The sequence below is a fragment of the Alistipes sp. genome, from assembly GCF_048465635.1.
Taxonomy (GTDB): domain Bacteria; phylum Bacteroidota; class Bacteroidia; order Bacteroidales; family Rikenellaceae; genus Alistipes.
Window position 1 is genome coordinate 297,804 of record NZ_DBFWLF010000028.1, and the last position, 20,881, is coordinate 318,684.

The 20,881-nt window shown below is 54.7% G+C and carries 20 protein-coding genes and 1 pseudogene; 20 read left to right on the forward strand and 1 reads right to left on the reverse strand.

Annotated elements, in window-relative coordinates; genetic code table 11:
* Positions 1-29 precede the first annotated feature (29 nt).
* The 20 genes from gmd to ACMO9O_RS11010 all read left to right on the forward strand — a co-directional run bounded on the left by gmd (position 30) and on the right by ACMO9O_RS11010 (position 20,362).
* Positions 30-1,121 carry a GDP-mannose 4,6-dehydratase gene (gmd, locus tag ACMO9O_RS10915; RefSeq protein ID WP_418983897.1) on the forward strand — a complete coding sequence of 364 codons (1,092 nt, stop codon included), beginning with the start codon at positions 30-32 and terminating at the stop codon, positions 1,119-1,121.
* Between the two features lie 10 nt (positions 1,122-1,131).
* The gene (locus ACMO9O_RS10920; RefSeq protein ID WP_418983898.1) at positions 1,132-2,211 is read left to right on the forward strand and encodes a GDP-L-fucose synthase family protein; all 1,080 of its coding nucleotides are present in this window, start codon (positions 1,132-1,134) and stop codon (positions 2,209-2,211) included.
* Positions 2,212-2,224: 13 nt separating this feature from the next.
* The gene (rfbA, locus tag ACMO9O_RS10925) at positions 2,225-3,109 is read left to right on the forward strand and encodes a glucose-1-phosphate thymidylyltransferase RfbA (RefSeq protein ID WP_418983899.1); all 885 of its coding nucleotides are present in this window, start codon (positions 2,225-2,227) and stop codon (positions 3,107-3,109) included.
* 50 nt (positions 3,110-3,159) lie between these two features.
* Positions 3,160-3,732, forward strand: a complete 573-nt coding sequence (rfbC, locus tag ACMO9O_RS10930; RefSeq protein WP_418983900.1) for a dTDP-4-dehydrorhamnose 3,5-epimerase — start codon at positions 3,160-3,162, stop codon at positions 3,730-3,732.
* Positions 3,725-4,585, forward strand: coding sequence for a dTDP-4-dehydrorhamnose reductase (gene rfbD, locus ACMO9O_RS10935; RefSeq protein WP_418983901.1), 861 nt, complete (start codon positions 3,725-3,727; stop codon positions 4,583-4,585). The genes rfbC and rfbD overlap by 8 nt, the downstream gene beginning before the upstream one ends.
* 1 nt (position 4,586) lies before the next feature.
* Complete coding sequence (gene rfbB, locus ACMO9O_RS10940; protein WP_418983902.1) at positions 4,587-5,645, forward strand: dTDP-glucose 4,6-dehydratase; 1,059 nt, start codon at positions 4,587-4,589, stop codon at positions 5,643-5,645.
* 13 nt (positions 5,646-5,658) lie between these two features.
* Positions 5,659-6,843 carry a glycosyltransferase gene (locus tag ACMO9O_RS10945; RefSeq protein WP_418983903.1) on the forward strand — a complete coding sequence of 395 codons (1,185 nt, stop codon included), beginning with the start codon at positions 5,659-5,661 and terminating at the stop codon, positions 6,841-6,843.
* On the forward strand, positions 6,827-8,344 hold the full coding sequence (locus tag ACMO9O_RS10950) for an oligosaccharide flippase family protein (protein ID WP_418983904.1): 1,518 nt from the start codon (positions 6,827-6,829) through the stop codon (positions 8,342-8,344). The genes ACMO9O_RS10945 and ACMO9O_RS10950 overlap by 17 nt, the downstream gene beginning before the upstream one ends.
* The gene (locus tag ACMO9O_RS10955) at positions 8,341-9,231 is read left to right on the forward strand and encodes a polysaccharide pyruvyl transferase family protein (protein ID WP_418983905.1); all 891 of its coding nucleotides are present in this window, start codon (positions 8,341-8,343) and stop codon (positions 9,229-9,231) included. Before ACMO9O_RS10950 ends, ACMO9O_RS10955 begins: the two co-directional genes overlap by 4 nt.
* 32 nt (positions 9,232-9,263) lie before the next feature.
* Positions 9,264-10,199, forward strand: a complete 936-nt coding sequence (locus tag ACMO9O_RS10960; RefSeq protein WP_418983906.1) for a glycosyltransferase family 2 protein — start codon at positions 9,264-9,266, stop codon at positions 10,197-10,199.
* Positions 10,200-10,203: 4 nt separating this feature from the next.
* Positions 10,204-11,124 carry a DUF6625 family protein gene (locus ACMO9O_RS10965; protein WP_418983907.1) on the forward strand — a complete coding sequence of 307 codons (921 nt, stop codon included), beginning with the start codon at positions 10,204-10,206 and terminating at the stop codon, positions 11,122-11,124.
* The gene (locus ACMO9O_RS10970; protein WP_418983908.1) at positions 11,121-12,119 is read left to right on the forward strand and encodes a glycosyltransferase family 10 domain-containing protein; all 999 of its coding nucleotides are present in this window, start codon (positions 11,121-11,123) and stop codon (positions 12,117-12,119) included. Before ACMO9O_RS10965 ends, ACMO9O_RS10970 begins: the two co-directional genes overlap by 4 nt.
* A gap of 7 nt (positions 12,120-12,126) precedes the next feature.
* Positions 12,127-12,873 (forward strand): glycosyltransferase family 32 protein, encoded by a 747-nt coding sequence (locus ACMO9O_RS10975; RefSeq protein WP_418983909.1) that lies wholly within the window; start codon positions 12,127-12,129, stop codon positions 12,871-12,873.
* A complete protein-coding gene (locus tag ACMO9O_RS10980) occupies positions 12,870-13,880 on the forward strand; it encodes a glycosyltransferase (RefSeq protein WP_418983910.1) in 1,011 nt (336 codons plus the stop codon). The genes ACMO9O_RS10975 and ACMO9O_RS10980 overlap by 4 nt, the downstream gene beginning before the upstream one ends.
* Entirely contained in the window at positions 13,877-14,896 is a 1,020-nt protein-coding gene (locus ACMO9O_RS10985; protein ID WP_418983911.1) for a glycosyltransferase family 2 protein, read from the forward strand. Before ACMO9O_RS10980 ends, ACMO9O_RS10985 begins: the two co-directional genes overlap by 4 nt.
* Positions 14,893-16,053 (forward strand): EpsG family protein, encoded by a 1,161-nt coding sequence (locus ACMO9O_RS10990; RefSeq protein WP_418983912.1) that lies wholly within the window; start codon positions 14,893-14,895, stop codon positions 16,051-16,053. The genes ACMO9O_RS10985 and ACMO9O_RS10990 overlap by 4 nt, the downstream gene beginning before the upstream one ends.
* Before the next feature lie 3 nt (positions 16,054-16,056).
* Positions 16,057-17,229 carry a hypothetical protein gene (locus ACMO9O_RS10995; RefSeq protein ID WP_418983913.1) on the forward strand — a complete coding sequence of 391 codons (1,173 nt, stop codon included), beginning with the start codon at positions 16,057-16,059 and terminating at the stop codon, positions 17,227-17,229.
* Complete coding sequence (locus ACMO9O_RS11000) at positions 17,226-18,275, forward strand: acyltransferase family protein (RefSeq protein WP_418983914.1); 1,050 nt, start codon at positions 17,226-17,228, stop codon at positions 18,273-18,275. The genes ACMO9O_RS10995 and ACMO9O_RS11000 overlap by 4 nt, the downstream gene beginning before the upstream one ends.
* A gap of 279 nt (positions 18,276-18,554) precedes the next feature.
* A complete protein-coding gene (locus tag ACMO9O_RS11005; RefSeq protein ID WP_418983915.1) occupies positions 18,555-19,313 on the forward strand; it encodes a WecB/TagA/CpsF family glycosyltransferase in 759 nt (252 codons plus the stop codon).
* On the forward strand, positions 19,289-20,362 hold the full coding sequence (locus ACMO9O_RS11010) for a nucleotidyltransferase family protein (protein ID WP_418983916.1): 1,074 nt from the start codon (positions 19,289-19,291) through the stop codon (positions 20,360-20,362). The genes ACMO9O_RS11005 and ACMO9O_RS11010 overlap by 25 nt, the downstream gene beginning before the upstream one ends.
* Before the next feature lie 8 nt (positions 20,363-20,370).
* Here ACMO9O_RS11010 and ybaK read toward each other — a convergent pair.
* Positions 20,371-20,861 (reverse strand): annotated as a pseudogene (ybaK, locus tag ACMO9O_RS11015) (Cys-tRNA(Pro) deacylase).
* Positions 20,862-20,881 lie beyond the last annotated feature (20 nt).

Genomic DNA, 20,881 nt, shown 5'->3' on the forward strand with positions numbered 1-20,881 from the left:
CGAACGATAAAAATTGAAATAAATACCCTATGTCAAAAGTCGCTTTAATTACCGGCATCACGGGTCAGGACGGATCGTTCCTGGCGGAATTGTTACTCGATAAAGGATACGAAGTCCACGGCACGATCCGACGCTCGTCGGTGGATTACCGCGAGCGGATCGCTCACCTGGAGGGGCAGCCCCGCTTCCACCTCCACTATGCGGACCTAGGCGATTCGATGAGCCTGCTGCAGGTCATCGGCAAGACCCGTCCCAACGAAATCTACAACCTTGCGGCGCAAAGCCACGTGCAGGTATCGTTCGACGCGCCCGAATTTACGGCCGATATCGACGCGACGGGCGTACTGCGCATTCTGGAGGCCGTGCGCCAATGCGGGCTGACCGACACCTGCCGCATCTACCAGGCTTCGACCTCGGAGTTGTACGGCAAGGTCGAGGAGGTTCCGCAAAGCGAAAAGACACCTTTTCATCCATACAGCCCCTACGCCGTGGCGAAGTTGTACGGTTACTGGATCGTCAAGGAGTACCGCGAGGCGTACAACATGTTCTGCTGCTCGGGCATCCTCTTCAACCACGAGTCGGAGCGCCGCGGCGAGACGTTCGTGACGCGCAAGATCACGCTCGCCGCCGCCCGCATCAAGCAGGGCAAGCAGGAGAAGCTCTATCTGGGCAACCTCTCCTCCCTGCGCGACTGGGGGTATGCCAAGGACTACGTGGAGTGCATGTGGCTGATTCTCCAGCACCCCGCGCCGAAGGATTTCGTCATCGCAACGGGCGAGCAGCACTCCGTGCGCGAATTCTGCCAGCTGGCGTTCCGCTATGCCGGCATCGAACTGGAGTTCGTCGGCGAGGGACCGGATGAAAAGGGAATCGACAAGGCGACAGGCCGGGTGCTGGTCGAGGTGTCGCCCGACTTCTACCGCCCGACCGACGTGGTGAACCTCTGGGGCGACCCCTCCAAGGCAAAGGCCGAGCTGGGCTGGAATCCGACCAAGACCTCGTTCGAGGAGCTGGTCCGGATCATGGTCGAGGCCGATATGGCGAAAGTGGCCGTCGAGGCGGCGGGCGATCATATCCGCACCAACCTGGCGGAGTATCTGGAAAAGGGAATCGTAAAATAGGCGCTTTCAGATGGACAAACAGGCAAAAATCTATGTGGCCGGCCACCGCGGGCTGGTCGGGTCGGCGATCTGGAACAACCTGCTCGCAAAAGGGTACACCAACCTGGTGGGCCGCACGCACAAAGAGTTGGACCTGATGGACGGCTGCGCCGTCAAACGCTTCTTCGACCAGGAGCGTCCCGACTACGTCATTCTCGCCGCCGCGCATGTCGGCGGCATTCTGGCCAACAACACCTACCGCGCCGACTTCATCTACGAGAATCTGCAAATCCAGCAGAACATCATCGGAGAAGCGTTCCGCCATCAGGTCAAGAAATTGCTGGCGCTGGGTTCGACCTGCATCTATCCGCGCGACTGCCCGCAGCCGATCAAGGAGGAATATCTCCTGACTGGCGAACTGGAGTACACCAACGAGCCTTACGCCCTCTCGAAAATCGTGGGGCTGAAGATGTGCGAAAGCTTCAATCTCCAGTACGGCACGAACTACATCGCGGTGATGCCCACGAACCTGTACGGTCCCAACGACAACTTCCACCTGGAAAATTCGCACGTCATGCCGGCCATGATCCGCAAGGTCTTCCTGGCACACTGCCTGCGAACGGGCGACTGGGCGTCGGTAAGGGCCGACATGACCCTGCGCCCCGTGGAGGGCGTCGACGGCACGGCTTCGGAGCAGCGGATCGAACAGACGCTCGCCCGCTACGGCATCGCGGCCGATGCGGTGACGCTGTGGGGCTCGGGCAAGCCGCTGCGCGAATTTCTCTGGTCGGAGGAGATGGCCGACGCGAGCGTCTATGTCATGGAACATGTCGACTTCGACGACCTGAAAGGCAAGGGCCGTGAGGTCCGCAACTGCCATATCAACATCGGCACGGGCGAAGAGATCTCGATCGGCGACCTGGCACGGCTGATCGTCCGCACGGTCGGCTACGAGGGCGAGCTGCGTTTCGACGCCTCGAAGCCGGACGGCACGCCCCGCAAGCTGTGCGACGTCACGAAGCTGCACCGGCTGGGATGGCATCACCGCATCGGCATCGAAGAGGGCGTCGGGAAGCTCTTCGACTGGTATCGCAACAACCTGAACGCATAACACGCTGCATAAAATGAAAGGAATCGTTTTGGCCGGAGGATCGGGCACTCGCCTCTACCCCATTACTAAGGGCGTCAGCAAGCAACTGCTGCCCATCTACGACAAACCGATGGTCTACTACCCCATCTCGGTGCTGATGCTGGCCGGCATCCGCGAAATACTCATCATCTCCACCCCTGCCGATCTGCCGGGTTTCCGCCGCCTGCTGGGCGACGGCTCCGACTACGGTGTGCGGTTCGAATACGCCGAACAGCCGTCGCCCGACGGACTGGCGCAGGCATTCCTGATCGGAGAGCGGTTCATCGGCGACGATGCGGTTTGCCTGGTACTGGGCGACAACATCTTCCACGGCGCGGGCCTGACCGGGATGCTCGAAGAGGCCGTGCGCAACGCCGAGCAGCAGGCCAAAGCGACCGTCTTCGGCTACTGGGTCGACGACCCGGAGCGTTACGGCGTCGCCGAGTTCGATGCGGAGGGCAACTGCCTCTCCATCGAGGAGAAGCCCGAGCACCCCAAGTCCAACTATGCGGTGGTCGGTCTCTACTTCTACCCCAACAAGGTGGTCGACGTGGCCAAGCGCATCGAGCCTTCGGCCCGCGGCGAACTGGAGATCACCACGGTCAATCAGCACTTCCTCAGGGACGGCGAACTGAAGGTCCAGACCCTCACGCGCGGTTTCGCGTGGCTCGACACCGGCACGCACGATTCGTTGGCCGAGGCTTCGATCTTCGTGGAGGTGATCGAGAAGCGGCAGGGATTGAAGATCGCCTGTCTGGAGGGCATCGCCTACCGCCGCGGATGGATCGACGCCGAAAAGCTGCGCGCGCTGGCCGCTCCGATGATCAAAAACCAGTACGGCAAATACCTGCTCAAAATCATCGACGAACCGAATCCATAAAAATAAACGCCTCCCTTTAGGGAGGGGCTATACTTTACCTTACCAAACCGATGAATGTAATCCACACAACGATCGAGGGGGTGGTCATTCTCGAACCCGACCTGTTCGGGGACGAGCGGGGCTACTTCTTCGAGAGCTTTTCGCAAAAACGGTTCGACGAACTGGTGCGGCCCGTGCGGTTCGTGCAGGACAACGAATCCAAATCGCGCTTCGGCGTGCTGCGGGGTCTCCACTTCCAGAAAGGAACCCATGCCCAGTCAAAGCTGGTGCGGGTCGTCTCGGGCCGCGTGCTCGACGTGGCGGTCGACATCCGCCGCGGATCGCCCACCTTCGGACAGTACGTCGCCGTGGAACTCACGGGCGATAATCACCGCCAGTTCTTCGTGCCGCGCGGTTTCGCGCACGGTTTCTCGGTGCTGAGCGAGGAGGCCGTCTTCCAGTACAAATGCGACAATTATTATGCGCCGGAGGCCGAAGGGGCCGTCGCCTGGAACGACCCTGCGATCGGCATCGACTGGCGGCTCGCTCCGAAAGACGTGCTCCTCTCCCCGAAAGACAGCGCGCATCCGCTGCTGAGCGAAGCGCCGGAACTGTTCGACTATAATACGGATTACTATGCTTAACATACTCGTTACGGGAGCCAACGGCCAGCTGGGCAACGAAATGCGGCTGCGCAGCGCGACCTCGCGGCACAACTGGCTCTTCACCGACGTGGCCGAACTGGACATCACCGACCCGCAGGCCGTAAACCGCTGCGTGGCGGCAAACCGGATCGACGTGATCGTCAACTGCGCGGCCTACACCAATGTGGACAGGGCCGAGGAGGACGAGGCCGCCGCCGATAGGATCAACCATTTGGCCCCCTCCCACCTGGCCGCCGCGGCCCGGACGGCCGGGGCCACGCTGATCCACGTCTCCACGGACTACGTTTTCCCGGGCGACGCCCACCGCCCCTACGACGAGCAGCAACCGACCGCTCCGCTCGGGGCGTACGGCCGCACGAAGCTCGCCGGGGAGCGCGCCGTCGAGCAGTCGGGGTGCAGCAGCCTGATTTTCCGCACGGCCTGGCTCTACTCCCCGTTCGGCAACAACTTCGTCAAGACGATGCTGCGGCTGACCGCCGAGCGCGACACGCTCAACGTCGTCTTCGATCAGGTCGGTACGCCCACCTACGCCGGCGATCTGGCCGAGGCGATCTGCAACATCGTCGAAACGGAGCGTTACAAGGGCCGCGAGGGCATCTATCACTTCTCGAACGAGGGGGTCTGCTCGTGGTACGACTTCGCCGTGGAGATCGCCCGGTTGGCAGGGCATACGGGCTGCGACATCCGTCCCTGCCACTCGTCGGAGTTCCCCTCGAAAACGCAGCGTCCGGCCTACTCGGTGCTGGACAAGACCAAGGTCAAGGAGGCCTTCGGCCTGCGCATCCCCCACTGGCGGGAATCGCTTGCAAACTGCATCGCAAAACTTCAATAACATGAAACGAAACATTCTGATCACCGGAGGCGCCGGATTCATCGGATCGCACGTCGTGCGGCTCTTCGTCACCAAATACCCCGATTACCGCATCGTCAACCTGGACAAGCTGACCTACGCGGGCAACCTGGCCAATCTGGCCGACATCGAAAAAAGTCCCAACTACACCTTCGTTCGGGCCGACATCTGCGATTTCGACGCCATGTGCGACATCTTCCGGAAGTACGCTATCGACGGGGTGATCCACCTGGCCGCTGAAAGCCATGTCGACCGCTCGATCCGCGACCCGTTCACCTTCGCGCGGACCAACGTGTTGGGAACGCTGTCGCTGTTGCAGGCGGCCCGGCAGTATTGGGACGGCGACTGGGCGGGCAAACTCTTCTACCACATCTCCACCGACGAGGTGTACGGCGCGCTGGAGATGGGCGGCGGATTCTTCACGGAGGAGACCAAATACAACCCCCACTCGCCCTATTCGGCCTCGAAAGCGTCGTCCGACCACTTCGTGCGGGCTTTCCACGACACCTACGGCATGCCAACGCTGGTCACGAACTGCTCGAACAACTACGGGCCTTACCAGTTCCCCGAAAAGCTGATTCCGCTCTTTATCAATAACATCCGCCACCGAAAGCCGCTGCCCGTCTACGGCAAGGGCGAGAACGTCCGCGACTGGCTCTACGTAGAGGACCACGCGCGGGCCATAGACGTGATCTTCCACAAGGGGAAGATCGCCGACACCTATAATATCGGGGGCTTCAACGAGTGGCGGAACATCGACCTCATACGGGTCATCATCCGGACCGTCGACCGCCTGCTGGGCAACCCGGAGGGGACGTCCGAAGAGCTGATTACCTACGTCACCGACCGCGCAGGACACGACCTGCGCTACGCCATCGACTCGAACAAACTCAAGAGCGAACTGGGCTGGGAACCCTCGCTCCAGTTCGAGGAGGGGATCGAAAAGACCGTGCGCTGGTATCTCGACAACCAAGCGTGGATGGACAACATCACCTCCGGCGAGTACGAGAAGTACTACGAGGAGATGTACAGCGGGCGATAGTCCTCCCTAATGCATGGCAGAAGAGAAGAAACGTATCCTCTGGATCTACGAAAAACCGCTCCGTAAAGAAGACGGCGGCACGGAACGACTCTCCGCGACGATCATGGAAGGTCTTCGCTCCCGCGGGTATGAGTGCATGGGATTCCTGGTGCTAAAGAGGCTGAACGATGAAATCACCTATCTCAACGAACGGGTAGACGATCTGTATTCGTTTCTTAAAGTGCATCGGATCGACATAGTAATCAACCAGATGGGGTACGCAGAGTGGCTGCTGAAAAAATTTTATGCAGCGGGCGGCGAACGTTGGCGTCTGGAAGGGGGCCGGGTTATCACCTGTCTGCATTTCGATCCGCATTTTCCAACGATACACCGCTATGCGCTCAGCCGTCACGACGGAATGAGGCAGACAATCCGAAAACTCTTTCGGTTGGCGCTGCTCCCCTACCTCCGATACCGGGAACGAAAAAACTACGCTGACCTGTTCCGTTATCTCTACCAGGCTTCCGATCGGTTCGGGCTGCTCTCCGCCACGCACTATCCCTTTTTCAAGAAACTGACGCGATTGGAGAGCTACGACCGATTGTTTTCGATATTCAACCCGCTTACGTTTGACGAAATATCCGATCCGTCGATTATCCGGCAAAAGGATAAAATCGTTCTGGTTGTCGCACGACTTTCCGAGTACCACAAACGAATCTCCCTTATCCTGGAAACTTGGAAACGAATCCACCGAGAGTCTGTGTTGAATGGATGGACCCTCGCGATCGTGGGCGACGGTCCCGATGCCGCGGACTACAAACGATACGTCGCGGAAAACAGACTGGACGATGTTACGTTTTACGGACAGTGCGACCCGGAACCATTCTACACGAAAGCGGCTCTTTTTCTCCTGACCTCCCCGGCCGAAGGGTGGGGCCTGACCCTGACCGAATCGTTGCAACGAGGGGTAGTTCCTATTGTGATGGAAAGTTCACCGGTATTCCGGGAAATCCTCAGCGACAAAGAGACCGGTTACCTGGTTAAAAACGGCGATACAAAGGAATTCGGTCGAAAGATCGTCACGCTGGCGGGGAACTGTCGATTGCGGGAGCGGATGGCAGAAGCATGTCTGCACCGGGCCACCCGCTTCACACTCGACCGGGCACTGGATGAATGGGAGGCCGAACTCAACCGAGAAACTGATGGAAGAAAGCAATAAACGCATCGCCAAAAATACGGCGTATCTCTATATCCGAATGCTTGCATCGATGCTCGTGAGTCTCTATACCACGAGGGTTGTTTTGCAAGCATTGGGCGTCTCCGATTATGGCATTTACAACGTGGTAGGCGGCTTCGTTGCCATGTTCGGATTCTTCAATAGTGTTCTGCAATCCGGGACAAGACGTTTCATTACGCTGCATCTTGGCAAAGGGGATCTCAAACTGCTGCGGGAAACATTCACCACCTCGATGTACACGCATACGGTCATTTCGATCGTTGTACTGATTCTGGCGGAAACGATCGGACTGTGGTTCCTCAACTACAAACTGGTGATTCCGGTCGACCGGCTCGCAGCCGCCAATATCGTCTATCAGTTTTCGATTGCTTCGACGGTGCTGACTATCATGCAGACACCCTACATCGCTGTCGTCACGGCCCATGAGAAATTCGACATTTACGCCTATATGTCGATTTTCGACGTAGTGATGAAACTCGTGATCGTCTTCCTGCTGATCTACCTGCCTGGCGATAAGTTGGTTCTCTACGCAGCCCTTACGATGGGTATCAATCTGGCGGGTATCCTTATCTACCGAATCTATTGCCACCGAAAATATTCAGAATGCGTCTTTTCGCTCAAGCGCAACAAGGGCGTATTCCGATCCATGCTCCACTTCTCGGCATGGACCGCACTGGGCCATCTGTCATCCATCCTGAGCAACCACGGACAAAACATCGTGCTGAACCTGTTTTTCGGCACGCTGCTCAACGCAGCGAGGGGATTGTCAGATACAATTACCTGGCTGGTCAAACAATTTATTTTCAGTTTCATGACTGCCGCAAATCCACAGTTGGTGAAGTTTCATGGAGCAGGCAACCGGGAAGGATTCACCAACCTGATATTCAACATTTCACAATATACCCTTTTCCTGTTCAGCGTAATAGCCATCCCGGTATTTCTGGAGATCGATTTCGTGCTGAGAATCTGGCTGGAAACCGTTCCGCAGTACACAGCGCTCTTTATCAAAGCCGTGCTGCTCATCAGTCTGATCTCGTTTTCCAACAATATGATCGATCAGGGGATCGTCGCAATCGGGCGCGTGAAGGAATCGTGCATCTACGTAACGCCGATCTATCTGACGGTGCTCCCTCTGTCGTATCTGTTGTTCAGACTGGGGTTACATCCGGCGTCATGTTACGCTGCTACTGCTCTGGCGTCATTGCTGGGCTTCTTCGCCAACCTTTACCTGCTTTCCAAGCACAACGCATTCCCTGCAATGAAGTACCTGCGAAATATTTTCTTGAAGAATACGCTACTTTCATTGGTGGCGTTCATTCCGCCCTTTGTTGTTCAGCGCTTCATGGAAGAGTCTTGGCTCCGTTTATTCATCGTTTGCGGCCTTTCATTGCTTTCTACGATCGCGATCATGTACAACTTCTCGCTTTCGCAAAGTGCCAAAACGCTGGTTAAAAACAAACTCAAATCGATCCTGGCCCGATGAACACATATCGTGAGCATGGTGTTAGTAAACTGGCAACTAAAACCGTCAATCTCATACGAGAGATTCTCGGCGATCCGATCATTGTTAACGCCTTTGTGTACCAGCATTTTGGACGGGTCGTGCACCGAAACTGGGGGGATGACATCAACTATTTTTTCCTTCGCACCATAACGGGCCGGAAGATCGTCGTCTACGACTATTCGAGCTTAGCGCACCGGCTGCACAAAGTTAATTACATGGCGATCGGTTCATCTCTGACGCTGCTTTGCAACGACAGGACGGTAGTTTGGGGAGCGGGGGTTATCGATCCCCGACAGGAATTGCCAGCCAAGCCGTTGCGCGTCGAAGCCGTACGTGGTCCTCTCACCCGGCAATACCTGCTCGACCGAAGAATCGATTGTCCTGAAGTTTACGGAGACCCCGCCTTGCTGCTTCCGAGCTACTATCGGCCTAAAACCGTGAAACGTTACAAACTTGGCGTCATCCCCCACTATGCAGATTATGGCAGTCCGCTGTTGGAACGGCTGAAAAACGATCCGGAAGTACTTGTGATCCGCACGGAACAGTACGACCACTGGCACGATTTTCCGGATCAGATCTGTTCCTGCGAAGCGATCGCTTCATCCTCCCTGCACGGACTGATCGTGGCGGAGGCATATGGGATTCCCAACTTGTGGATCGAAGTGTCAGACGCTATATTGGGGGGACACTTCAAATATCATGATTTTTTCCTTTCAATCGGCCGCGACCGAAATATTCCGTATAAAATTTCAGGCAAGCCACAAAAAGAGGAACTGCTGATCGAATTGCAACGATGGCAAGCGGGGAGTATCGATACGCGGCAACTCAAGGAACATTGCCCGTTCCGCCTCTTAAAATCGGAATAATCATGCCCGGAAACCCTGTCATAACTGTCATCATGGCCATCTACAACAAGGCCCCATACCTCGACGCGAGCATCCCCAGCGTACTCGATCAGACTTTCGGTGACTTCGAACTATTGCTCATAGATGACGGAAGTACGGACGATTCCCCCTCTCTATGCGACGGATACGCGCGGAAGGACTGCCGCATCCGCGTTATCCATCAGAAGAACGCAGGGGTCAGCGCGGCTCGACAGCGTGGGATCGAAGAGGCTGCCGGCCGGTACAGCATCCATATCGACCCGGACGACCGGATCGATAATGGCTACTTCGAAGCGATCTATCGCAAAGCCATCGAGACTGACGCCGATATGGTAATTTCCGACTTTTTGGTTGATACCGACTCGGGCGTAACTTACCGTGATCAGAAGCCGCGGAGCACCGAACGGGAACAGGTACTCGAGGACCTGTTTTCCTCGTTACACGGAAGCGTCTGCAACAAACTGATCCGGCAGGCATGTTACGAACGCTACGGAGTAAGGTTTCCAGAGAAACTCAACTATTGCGAGGATTTCCTGGTATGTGTCGCTTTACTCCTTCATCCTGTCCGGGTCGCCCATCTCAACCAGGCATTCTATCATTATAATTGCCTTACTGAGAATGATTCGCTGACCAAGGGGTTCACAAAATTCCACTTCGCATCGAGTCTGCGCGTGGTAGTGGAGTTGCAAAAGTTGCTATCCACAACCGAACACGGCCATGAGCTGCTAAATTCCTATAAAGTGCGCGTGAAATTCCTGGCATTTGAAAACCAACTCCTGAGCGCAAAGGAGTTCGCCGGCCTCTTTCCCGAAGCGACACCGTATGCGGGCCGTATCCGAACTTCGAGGATCAATCGAATGCTATTCACTGCAGCCTGCCACGGATTCTATTTCCCGTGCGTTTGGTTGCTGCATGCGAAAAACCGCCTACGGAAGAATAATCTAAGATAATCCCATGGAACATCGCATAGTATTCCTACTCCCTTATTTCGGGAAATGGCCGGAGTGGATCGATCTGTTCTTTCATTCCTGCTCGCATACCCGTTTCATCGACTTCTACCTGTTTACGGACTGCCCCTTGCCCCATAAACAGTACGATAATATTTTTTTCCACACAATCTCCTTTCCGGATTATTGCCAACTGGTTTCTCAACGACTGGGCATTCGTTTCGAGCATGAGAAGCCTTATAAACTATGCGATCTGAAACCTTTTTACGGGATTATCCACGAAGATATCGCAGCGCGATACGATTATTGGGCGTTCGGCGACTGCGACCTGGTATTCGGGGATATGAGTCCGGTGAAACGGCTGCTCGACAAGAGATACGCTTTGATCACTACGCATTCATTCCGGATCGCCGGACACTTCACCTGCATCAAACGCGACTCCCGCTACCACAAGCTCTGTTTCAACATCCGCGACTGGCGCAAAAAACTGGAACATACACGCAATTACAGCTTGGACGAGCTGGATTGGAGCGAAAGAATCTATCCCGAGCTCAAAGCAATTAAACTCTTTCATAAAGTGGTAAGGCGTGTTTACCGAAAGGGCTATCTGCACTTTCTGAATCGTATAAATCCGCTGTTTTGCAATTCACTGACCCGGAGGCATTTTTTCGAGTACGATACCACTCCGGAACCGACAGACTACACCCGACAGTGGCGGTACGATCCGGCACTGGGAAAAGTGTACGATCCAGCCGGGAAGAGCCTTATCTATTTACATTTTCTTTTTTTCAAAAAAACACCTTACCTTGCCACGGAAAATTATTGGAGACCCGGATTCTACCAAATTCCGAGCGGCACTGATTTCGATGCGTTAAGGGGATGGGCGGTAGTGTTCGACAACCAAACAGTTAAACTGGAGAAAAAATGATACATCCAATCGATATTACGCGGAACCTGATCGACTTGTACCGCCGGACGAACCGTTCGCTCGCATGCAGCAAGCCGTACCATACAAAACTTTATAACTGGCCAGCTCATATCTACGACCAGGACTTGTGGCTCTCCCGCTTTATCGAGCTGAGCGAAGTGCTGAAGAAAAAACCGAAAGCCAAAATCGGACTCTATAGCGTTTTCGGTCCGAGGTGGATCATCGACTATACGAAAGCCGATATCAAACTTTTTCTGTCACGGGAAAACCTGCATCGGATCAATTGGAGGCATTACGCGGATCAATGCATCGGATACCCCGGCATCGATCTGACAATCGGGTTCGACTATCCGGAAAACCAATCGGGGACAGTTCATCCGAACTATATCCGTGTCCCGCTTTGGATCATGTGGGTTTTCTCCCCGGACGATAATTTCCGAACGGTCCGCCAGAAAATCGCCGCCATTGAAGCGCCGGAAAACAAATCCTTCGACGACCGTAAATTCTGTTCGTTTCTCTCCAGCCATTTCGATATCGGACGGGACAAGATCGTCGAACAAATATCCTCAATCGAACGAATCGACTGCGACGGGAAACTGTTTCACAACAACGACGATCTGAAAACGCTTTACAACGACGATAAACTGGAATACCTCCGTCATTATCGCTTCAACCTATGTCCGGAAAATTCGAATTATGCGGGATACTGTACGGAGAAAATATTCGAAGCGATTAGTTCAGGCTGCATCCCCATTTACAACGGGTCAGACAATCGGCCCGAACCAGACGTGCTCAACCCGGAAGCAATCTGTTTTTTCGACTTCGAAAATGCCAACGAGCGCACACTATCACTGGTTGCCGATCTGAATTCGAATAGAAACCAATATCTCGAATTTGCGAACCAACCCCGCTTCGTCCCGGGCGCTGAAGAGATTATCTGGGGATATTTCGAGTTGTTAAGAGCGCGGACGGACGAACTGCTCAAAAATATCTGATATTCCTATGGCTGAAATCACGATTCCACAGGTGATCCACTACTGCTGGTTCGGAGGAAAACCTCTGCCGCGCAACGCAGAAAAGTGCATCGCCTCTTGGCGGAAATACTATCCGGATTTCGAAATACGGCGGTGGGACGAAAGCAATTTCGACGTGAATATCATCCCGTTCACTGCCGAAGCATATAGCGCGAAGAAATTTGCCTATGTAAGCGACTACGCCAGGCTTCGGATTCTCTATCGCCTTGGAGGTTACTACTTCGACACCGACGTAGAAGCAGTGAAAAGATTGCCTGATGCAATTCGGGAAGAGCCTTTCATGGGAATCGAAAAATCCACCCTGCCCAACCACCGTTTCAAGGTCAATCCCGGATTGGGCTTCTCCTCCAGACCGGGCAGCCCCCTGCTCGCGGAGATCATGGGCCATTACGAAAACATGCACTATCTAACCCCAGCGGGGATCAACCAGATCACCATCGTTCCGATCACGACCGCCGTGCTGGAAAAATACGGTTTCGACGGAACGAACCGGTTGCAGGATGCAGGCGATTTCCGCATTTATCCCTACGATTACTTTTGTCCGATCGAATATCCGTTGGGGAAGATCGAGATAACACCCAACACCTGCACGATCCACCACTACACCGAATCGTGGATGTCCCCTACGGACAAGTTGCGGATGCGTCTTTATGCATGGTTAGACACCCCCATGGGGAGCAAATTCAAAACAGTCATTAAATCCATCACCCGATGAAAATCCTGGTATTCGACAACGAAAAAATCTACCGGCTTTATCATCAGGGGGCTGTCCCTTCACACTGGTTGTACGGAGTGGCTGAATTCGAACAGGCAGGCCATACGATCGTCAACCATGAACGTAACGGAAACGCGATAACGCGTCTGCTGGACGACGTGCGCGCCGTCAGGAAACATAAACCGGACGCGATCTTCTTTCCGTTCTTTAACATCCGCTGCCATCCGTTGCTACTCCTTTTAGCCGCGTTGCGCATTGTCCGTAAACCCGTATACGGGGTTGTCCACCGCACCCCGCCCAAGTCTCAGGTCACCCGACTGCTTCTGCGTGGAATCACGCAGGCGTTTTTCCTTTCGCCCCGCAACAGGCAACAGTCCGTAGCGTTGGGCCTCCTGCCTGACCGCAAGACCCAGGATGCGTCATGGGGTCCCGATCTGGCTTTTTACGATCGGCACATCCGGAAGCGGGAGCAAAAAGGATATTTCATCGCAACCGGCAAGGAAAATCGTGATTACGATCTGTTAATTAACGTCTTCGCTTCTCGCACAGAACCGTTACTGATCCATACTTGTCACGCCCATGCAGGCAACCATTATGACTATCTTGAAGGTGCGGCAGCGGACCATGCCAACATCCGGACGATCATCAGCGAGAACTCCGGAGCGAACTTCCTCACCATGCTCCACGAAATGGCTGATGCCAAAGCTCTTTTGTGTCCGTTACAAATGGCTAAAATCCGTTATTGCGTTGGATTGTCTACGATTGCGGATGCCATGGCCCTCGGGCTGCCCGTCGTTCTGACGGAGAATCCCTATCACCCGATCGACGTGAACCGCGAAGGGATCGGTTTCGCCGTGAAGACTTCCGAAGAGTGGTCCCGGGCAATCGACAAACTTTCCGACAATCAGACGGCAGAAGATATCGGGCGTCGGAGCCGGAAGCTGGCGGAAGAGAGGTACAACATCGACCTGTTCGCCCGGCAAATCATGAATTGTTTTGAAAAATGAGACAAGTCGCAGATCCGAAGATATCGGTTGTCATTCCGGTCTACAAGGTCGAAGCGTATCTGATGCAATGCGTCGAATCGGTGTTGAGTCAGACGCTCGATGGGATCGAAATCATCCTGGTGGACGATGAATCGCCGGACGCGTGTCCGCGCATGTGCGATGCGCTGGCCGAACGCCATGCAAACGTTCACGTCATACACAAGAAAAACGGAGGGCTTGGATTCGCGCGCAACACTGGAATCGACGCTGCCAGAGGTGAATACATTGCCTTTGTGGACAGCGATGATTACATCGATCCCGAGACATACCGTTCATTGTTCGATCCTTCAGCCGACGCCGTTTATTTCGCCTACGACCGTTTCGATGGTCAACGTATCGTGGGGTCTAACAGCGAATTGGGGTCCAAAACCATCGAAGGGCGGCGCAGCATCGACAATTTTATGTTCGACATGATCGCCAATCCGCCCCGCATTCGGGCAGACCAATGCATACCGGTATCCTCCTGTTGCGCACTGTACCGAATGTCGATCATCCGGGAATATGGATTGCGATTCCGAAGCGAACGGGAGATCATCAGCGAAGACCTCTTCTTCAATATCGAATTTCTGATACATGCTAACCGGATCAGGACGACACGATACACCTACTATCACTATCGGATCAATGCGGATTCACTAACCCAGCGCGTCCGTCTCGACAGGATCGACCGCAACCTTTACCTGTTCGAAGAGTTGAAAAAGCTGCTTGCCTCCTACGGAGCAGATCCTAATACGGCATTGCAACGCGCTACGCGGCTGACGATCGGCTATTGCCGCGCAGCAATTCGACAGGTTTGTAAATCCTGTCTGGATTATTCGGAAAAGATTGCATGGCTTCGCAATATTTCTCGTAAGGCAGAGTGGAAAGGTATGGCAGCTTCCTATCCCTGGCAGCAAATGCCGTTCGTACACCGGATTCATTTCCAGCTGCTCGTACACCGGAAAATACACTTACTCTATCTTTTGTCCAGATTATGATCATCAGCCTAATAGCATACGGTTTTATCACGCTTCTGATGGTCCTTTTAGGCCGGAATCTGGCTATCCGGGAGCGTATTACACTTAACACGGGCGGGAAAGTGCGGTTCCTCAATGCTGAAATGGTGCTTATTCTATTGCTCTTCAGCGTCTTTTCCGGAATCCGGTATGGTGTTGGCACGGATTACTTCTCCTACCTATTTCATTACAACCGGTATGCTGAGAGCGGAATACAGCCCGGTTGGTTCGGAAACGGCGAATATTTGTTCGAATACTTGACCTCCTTTTTCGCAACAATCAATCTACCCGCTTCATTTTTCTTCGGAACGATCGCATTCATTCAGATCATCTGCGTTTACTACCTGCTACGCAAGCACCAGTACCTATATATCTTCATCCCTTTCATCCTATTCTGGAACCATTTTTATCTCGATTGGATGAATGGCATACGACAATGCATCGCCGTTTGTATCTTTACGGCTTCGATCGGATATGCCATCGAAAGAAAATACCTGAAATACGCCATCGCAATCGGTGTCTGTACGCTCTTTCATAAATCGGCGTTGCCGCTGCTGGCAGTCATTTTGCTACCAGACAGGGATTTGTTCAAAAACCGTCTTATCACAACGGGGATCGTATTGGCAGCGTTAGCGATTGGACAAACCTCGTTCATCGGCGATTATTTCGACCAAATCCTCGGGACGGCTCAGTTGTTCGGGTACGAACGATACGAATACCGCTTGACGGAGATCACGGCAGGAAATGTCGAAGCGCTCGCTTTCGGTCCGCGAAATATTGCCTTTCTCCTCAATTACCTCATGATCATATATTTTTCGGTTGAAATGAAAAAATTTCACCGAAACGATAAACTTTTCACATGGAGTTACAACCTTACCATCATCAACGCCATCCTGTTCTTTCTTTCGATGAACATTAGCCATATCTTCATCCGGCTGGCAATGTATTTCGAGAATTTCAACCTCATCACAAGCGCTTTCCTGCTGCATTATCTTTGGTATAGCTATCGGCATACACCCCGCAAAAGCTACTACCTAACTATGTTCTCACTCTTCGCATTCATCAACATGATTTACCTGGTCGTTGCGACGTATTTCGCTCCGCATCAACTCTCCTACGACGTCCTTTTCAACCATTGACCCATGCTTGAAATCCAGTCCATTTTACTTACTGAACCAAACCAGATCGTCGCTACGGTCCACATCGACGGTAAAGAGGAAACGATCCAGACGGAGATCGATGCCGCCATGCAGCCTTACGCCTGCTGTGACCGATGCGATGCCTATGTGATGGGATTCCTCTATACCGCCATGCAACTTGGCTGGGACATACACTCGCAAATCCCTATCTCGGAAGACCTTTACTACAACCTGGAGTACCACTTCATCGACGCCATGCACGAAGCGGACAAGCGTTTGCACCGCATCCGGCTCGAAATGCCCATCGCCAAAGAACGTCCTGAAGGCGCCACGGCCGACATCGTCGCAACGGGAATATCCTGCGGGATCGATTCACTCTTCACCGTGGCCACCCATACGGATACGAAGCTGCCGAACTACAACCTGACCCACTTGGCGTTCTTCGACGTCGGGGCGTCGTATCACGGCGAGGGAACGGCACGGTCGCTGTTCGAAGGACGGTTCGAAAATGCCCGCAAATTTGCAGAGACATACGGCTACGGGTTTATTTTCGTCCGGTCGAACATCCATCGGATCATCAATAAATACATACCTTATTCGCACGTCTGCAACAATACATATATGATGCTTTTCTGCATTCTCTCCCTGCAGAACGCTTTTCGGAAATACTATTACTCCTCGGGATACTCTTACAATGAATTCCGGTTGTACGATCCCAAAGAACTCGACAGTGAACACTACGATCTGTTGCTGCTGGGCGTGGCATCGGTCAACGGGGTGCGATTCTACTCGACCGGAGCATCGTTCACCCGCATGGAAAAAACCCGCGTCATCAATTCCTATGAACGGGCTTACGACTTTCTGAACGTCTGTGTAGCAGAGCCTGTGAACGATAATAAGTGTTTCAAATGCGTTCGGACACTGCTTTCGCTGGATGCATGGGGGGGGGTGGAGCGCTTCCGCAAAGCGTTCGATGTGGATTTTTATAAAAGGAACAGGCCCTTGTACCTGCGTCGCATGTGGATCGACGGCGTACTCAAACGCAACTCCTTTTACCGGGAGATTCTGCCCTATTTCTCCGACGAACTTACGCTGCTCTTCAAGGTTAGATGCGTGCTCTCAATCTTCACCAATAGCTTCAAACGTATCCTACATCTGCCCGTACACGAACTATGACCTTTACAAGAAGACAGCCCCTCGCCCCCGATACGTACGATCTGCTGAAAACGTTCGCCATCCTATTGGTCGTATTGGGACATGTGACGATCATCTATTCGCCGCTGAGCAGTTTCCCCCAGACGGACGGGAACAAGTGGATCAACCTCTTTACCGATGGCATCTACGCATTCCATATGCCGCTGTTCTTTTTCATCAGCGGCTGCATTTATGTACTCGGACGGCAACGGCAAAAATACGCCACCTGGCCGGAACTCCTTGGAAAGAAGTTCCGGCGACTGATGGTTCCCTACTTTCTGGTTGGCATCTTCCTGCTCATTCCTACGCTCATGCTGCTGGAGATAACTTCGCTCTCTTTCGCTCAGTCTGTGGGGCATTTATTGTATGGGCATCAAGTCAAACACTTGTGGTTCCTGATCGCTCTGTTTATTCAGTTCCTTTTCATCCGGGCGGCTGAACCGCTCTTGGTCAAGATCCCGGCTTTGGTCGGCATCTTGACCAGCATCGCGCTGGCAATTCTGCTACCTTTGAGCAAACTCGATTTCTTTCAGCTTCCGATGGCGATCCGCTATCTGCCATACTTCCTGCTGGGTTATTATGCGCAAAGAGAGGCATGGACCCAGATTCGACTGAGGGGGGGGGAGATCGCATCGACGATCGCAGTCGCAGCAGCGATCTTCCTGCTAAGACCTCGCCTTCATCTGCCCATATCGATCTATCTGTTGCTGGATTATCTGCTGGCTTTCCTGTGTATTTGCCTTGCGCTGCAAATCGTCTCCCGCATGAGGATGGACACCAAAAAATATTGGTATAGGACGGTGGCACAGAGCAGTTTCGGAATCTATCTGCTTCACCCGATGATTATTTATTCGCTCTTTTTCCTCAAAGCGGACCGTTCAATCCATCCTGCGATCATGATACCAGCCGTCTTCATCATCGCATTGATCGTATCGATCCTCGGGACCCGCTGTTTGCGGAAACTGAATCTGCCCATAGTATTGGGAGAAACACAAAAAAAGATAGTCGTTCTTTCGGCAAATGAGTAAGAAAAACGCGGTACTACTCATCGCAACCGTAAGAAAATACCAGGGTGATGTTTCTGCATAGGAAGCTGTATGCAGCATGTTGTGAAAGGGACAAAAGAAATTCGAATTTGGCCGCGGAATTGACTTGCAATGGACGGCAGACTGTCGAAACGCATTTCTCCCTGTAAAAAGTAGCGCAAAGTAGGGCCGAAATTTACGAAAATACTCTGTTAGCGCACACTTGATAATAGCCCCTGATACGCTAATATGCGAATCGGACGATCATACGATACAAACTGCATGGAAACCTTCTTCAACATCCGTTACGAATTTGACCGCGAAAAGGTCCGGGAGCGCATCGACCGGACCGTCGCCGAGGGCGGCAAAGGGTACGTCTGCGTCTCGGACGGCGTGATTCTCTCGCTCGTCCAGCAGGACGAGGAGTATCGGCAGGTGATCGACGGCGCGTTGTTCTCGATCTGCGACAGCGGCTGGGTTCCCATGTATGTCCGCTGGATCTACGGGCTGGACCGCAGGCAGTATTGCGGCAGCCAGATTTTCGAGGACCTGATCCGCGCCCGGCGTTACCGCATGCTCTTTCTCGGGACCAGCGAGCGGGTGCTCGGACCGCTGAAAGAGAATTTGCAGCGGATCGACCCGCGCATCGCCGAAATGCCGTTCGTCGAACTTCCGTTCTGCACGGTCGAGGAGTTCGACTACCCGGCCATCGGCAGAATGGTCGATGACTATGCGCCGGACATCATCTGGGTCGCGCTCGGTGCGCCCAAACAGGAGCGCTTCATGCACCGGCTGCTGCCCCATATCGACCGGGGCGTGATGATCGCCGTCGGGGCCGCGTTCAACTTCTTCAGCGGGCTGGAGATCCGGCGCGCACCGCGCTGGATGGTGCGCTGCAAGCTGGAATTCGTCCACCGCATCTTCAGCGAGCCGAAGAAGCAGCTGCGCCGCTGCCGCAACATCCTCGTCACGCTGCCGCCCATGCTCTACCGGGAGGTAAAAGCCAAGAAAAAAACATGCGCGCGTTCGTCCCGGACCTGAACGAGTTCTATTTCGGACTGCTCCGCAGCGGCCTGCATCCCCTGAGACCGTTCGTGCCGCAGGGACCGATCGACGCGGAGGGCTGGCAGACGGTCTGCCGTCTGGCTGCCCGGCAGGGAACGACGGGCATCGTGCTGGACGGGATCGGGACGCTTCCCGAAGCACTGCGTCCCGGACGCGAGATGCGTATCCGCTGGGCCGTGCAGGCCGACGCGATCGCCAAAAGACACCGCAAACAGGTGGAAGTGGCCCGGCAGGCGGCGCGGCTGCTGGCCAGCCACGGCATCCGGATGCTCGTGCTCAAAGGCATCGGACTGAGTGCGCACTACCCCGTCCCGGAGCACCGCGAATGCGGCGACGTGGACCTCTACCTGTTCGGCGCGCAGGCCGCGGGCGATCGGTTGCTGTGCGCCGCAGGCGCACGGCTGATCGACGAAGTGCCCAAGCATACGGGGCTGGTCTGGCACGGCGTGCACTTGGAAAACCACCGGAATTTTCTCAATGTCAGCCGTAACCGGGAAGAACGCGAGCTGGATGCGCTGCTGTCGGAGATTCTGCAACGGGAAGACGCCGTCCCCTCGGCGGACGGGTTTTTCACCCCTTCCGCCACCTTCAACGCCATTTACCTCGTTCGGCATGCGGCGCTGCATTTTCTCAAGGAGGGCATCTCCGCCCGCCACCTCTGCGACTGGAGCTGTTTTCTCGAACGGGAAGGCTCCCGGATCGACCGCGACCTGCTGGCCGCAACGCTGAAGCGCTACCGGATGGAACGATTCGAACGCCTGCTGACCGGGGCGGCGATCCGCTGCTGCGGGCTGCCGGAGGCGATGCCCGACCTCGATCCACGCATTCTGGACCGCTTCATCGGCGAGGTGCTCGTCTACCGGCCGGCTCCGAAGGACGAAAGCCACGCCGCCCGCTTCTGGCGCAAGCTCCGCACACCCGGTGCGAACTGCTGGCGTTTCCGGCTGCTGGAACAGTCGCTCGCAGCCTATTACCGCGATACGCTGCTCGCCCAGCGGCGCGAACGGTTTACCCTGTTCCGCTGACCGGACCGCTACCCTTTCCGGCTGATCTCGGCCACGATCGCTCCGACGAACTCCACGAGTTCCGCCGGGGCGATTTTCAGTTGCAGGCCGCGCACGCCGGCGCTGACGTAGACGAACGGATGGTCGCTGACGGTGGCGTGGAAGTAGGTCGGAAAGCGCTTCTTCATCCCGATCGGCGAACAGCCGCCCCGGATATACCCCGTCACGGGCAGCAACTCCTTCATCGGAATCAAGTCGACCTTCTTGTTGCCCGACACGCGCGCCGCGGCCTTGAGATCGACCTCGTGGTCGCCTGGGACGACGCAGACGAAATACCCCGTTGGTCGCCCTTGAGCACGAGCGTCTTGAAGACGCACGCGACGGGTTCGCCGAGCTGGGCGGCCACGTCGGCCGCCGAAAGGTGCTCCTCGTCGACCCGGAAAGGGATCAGTTCGTAGGCGATGCCCGCCCGGTCGAGCAGCCGCGCCGCATTGGTTTTATCTATCTTTGCATGAGCCATATCTGTCTGAATTTCCGTTT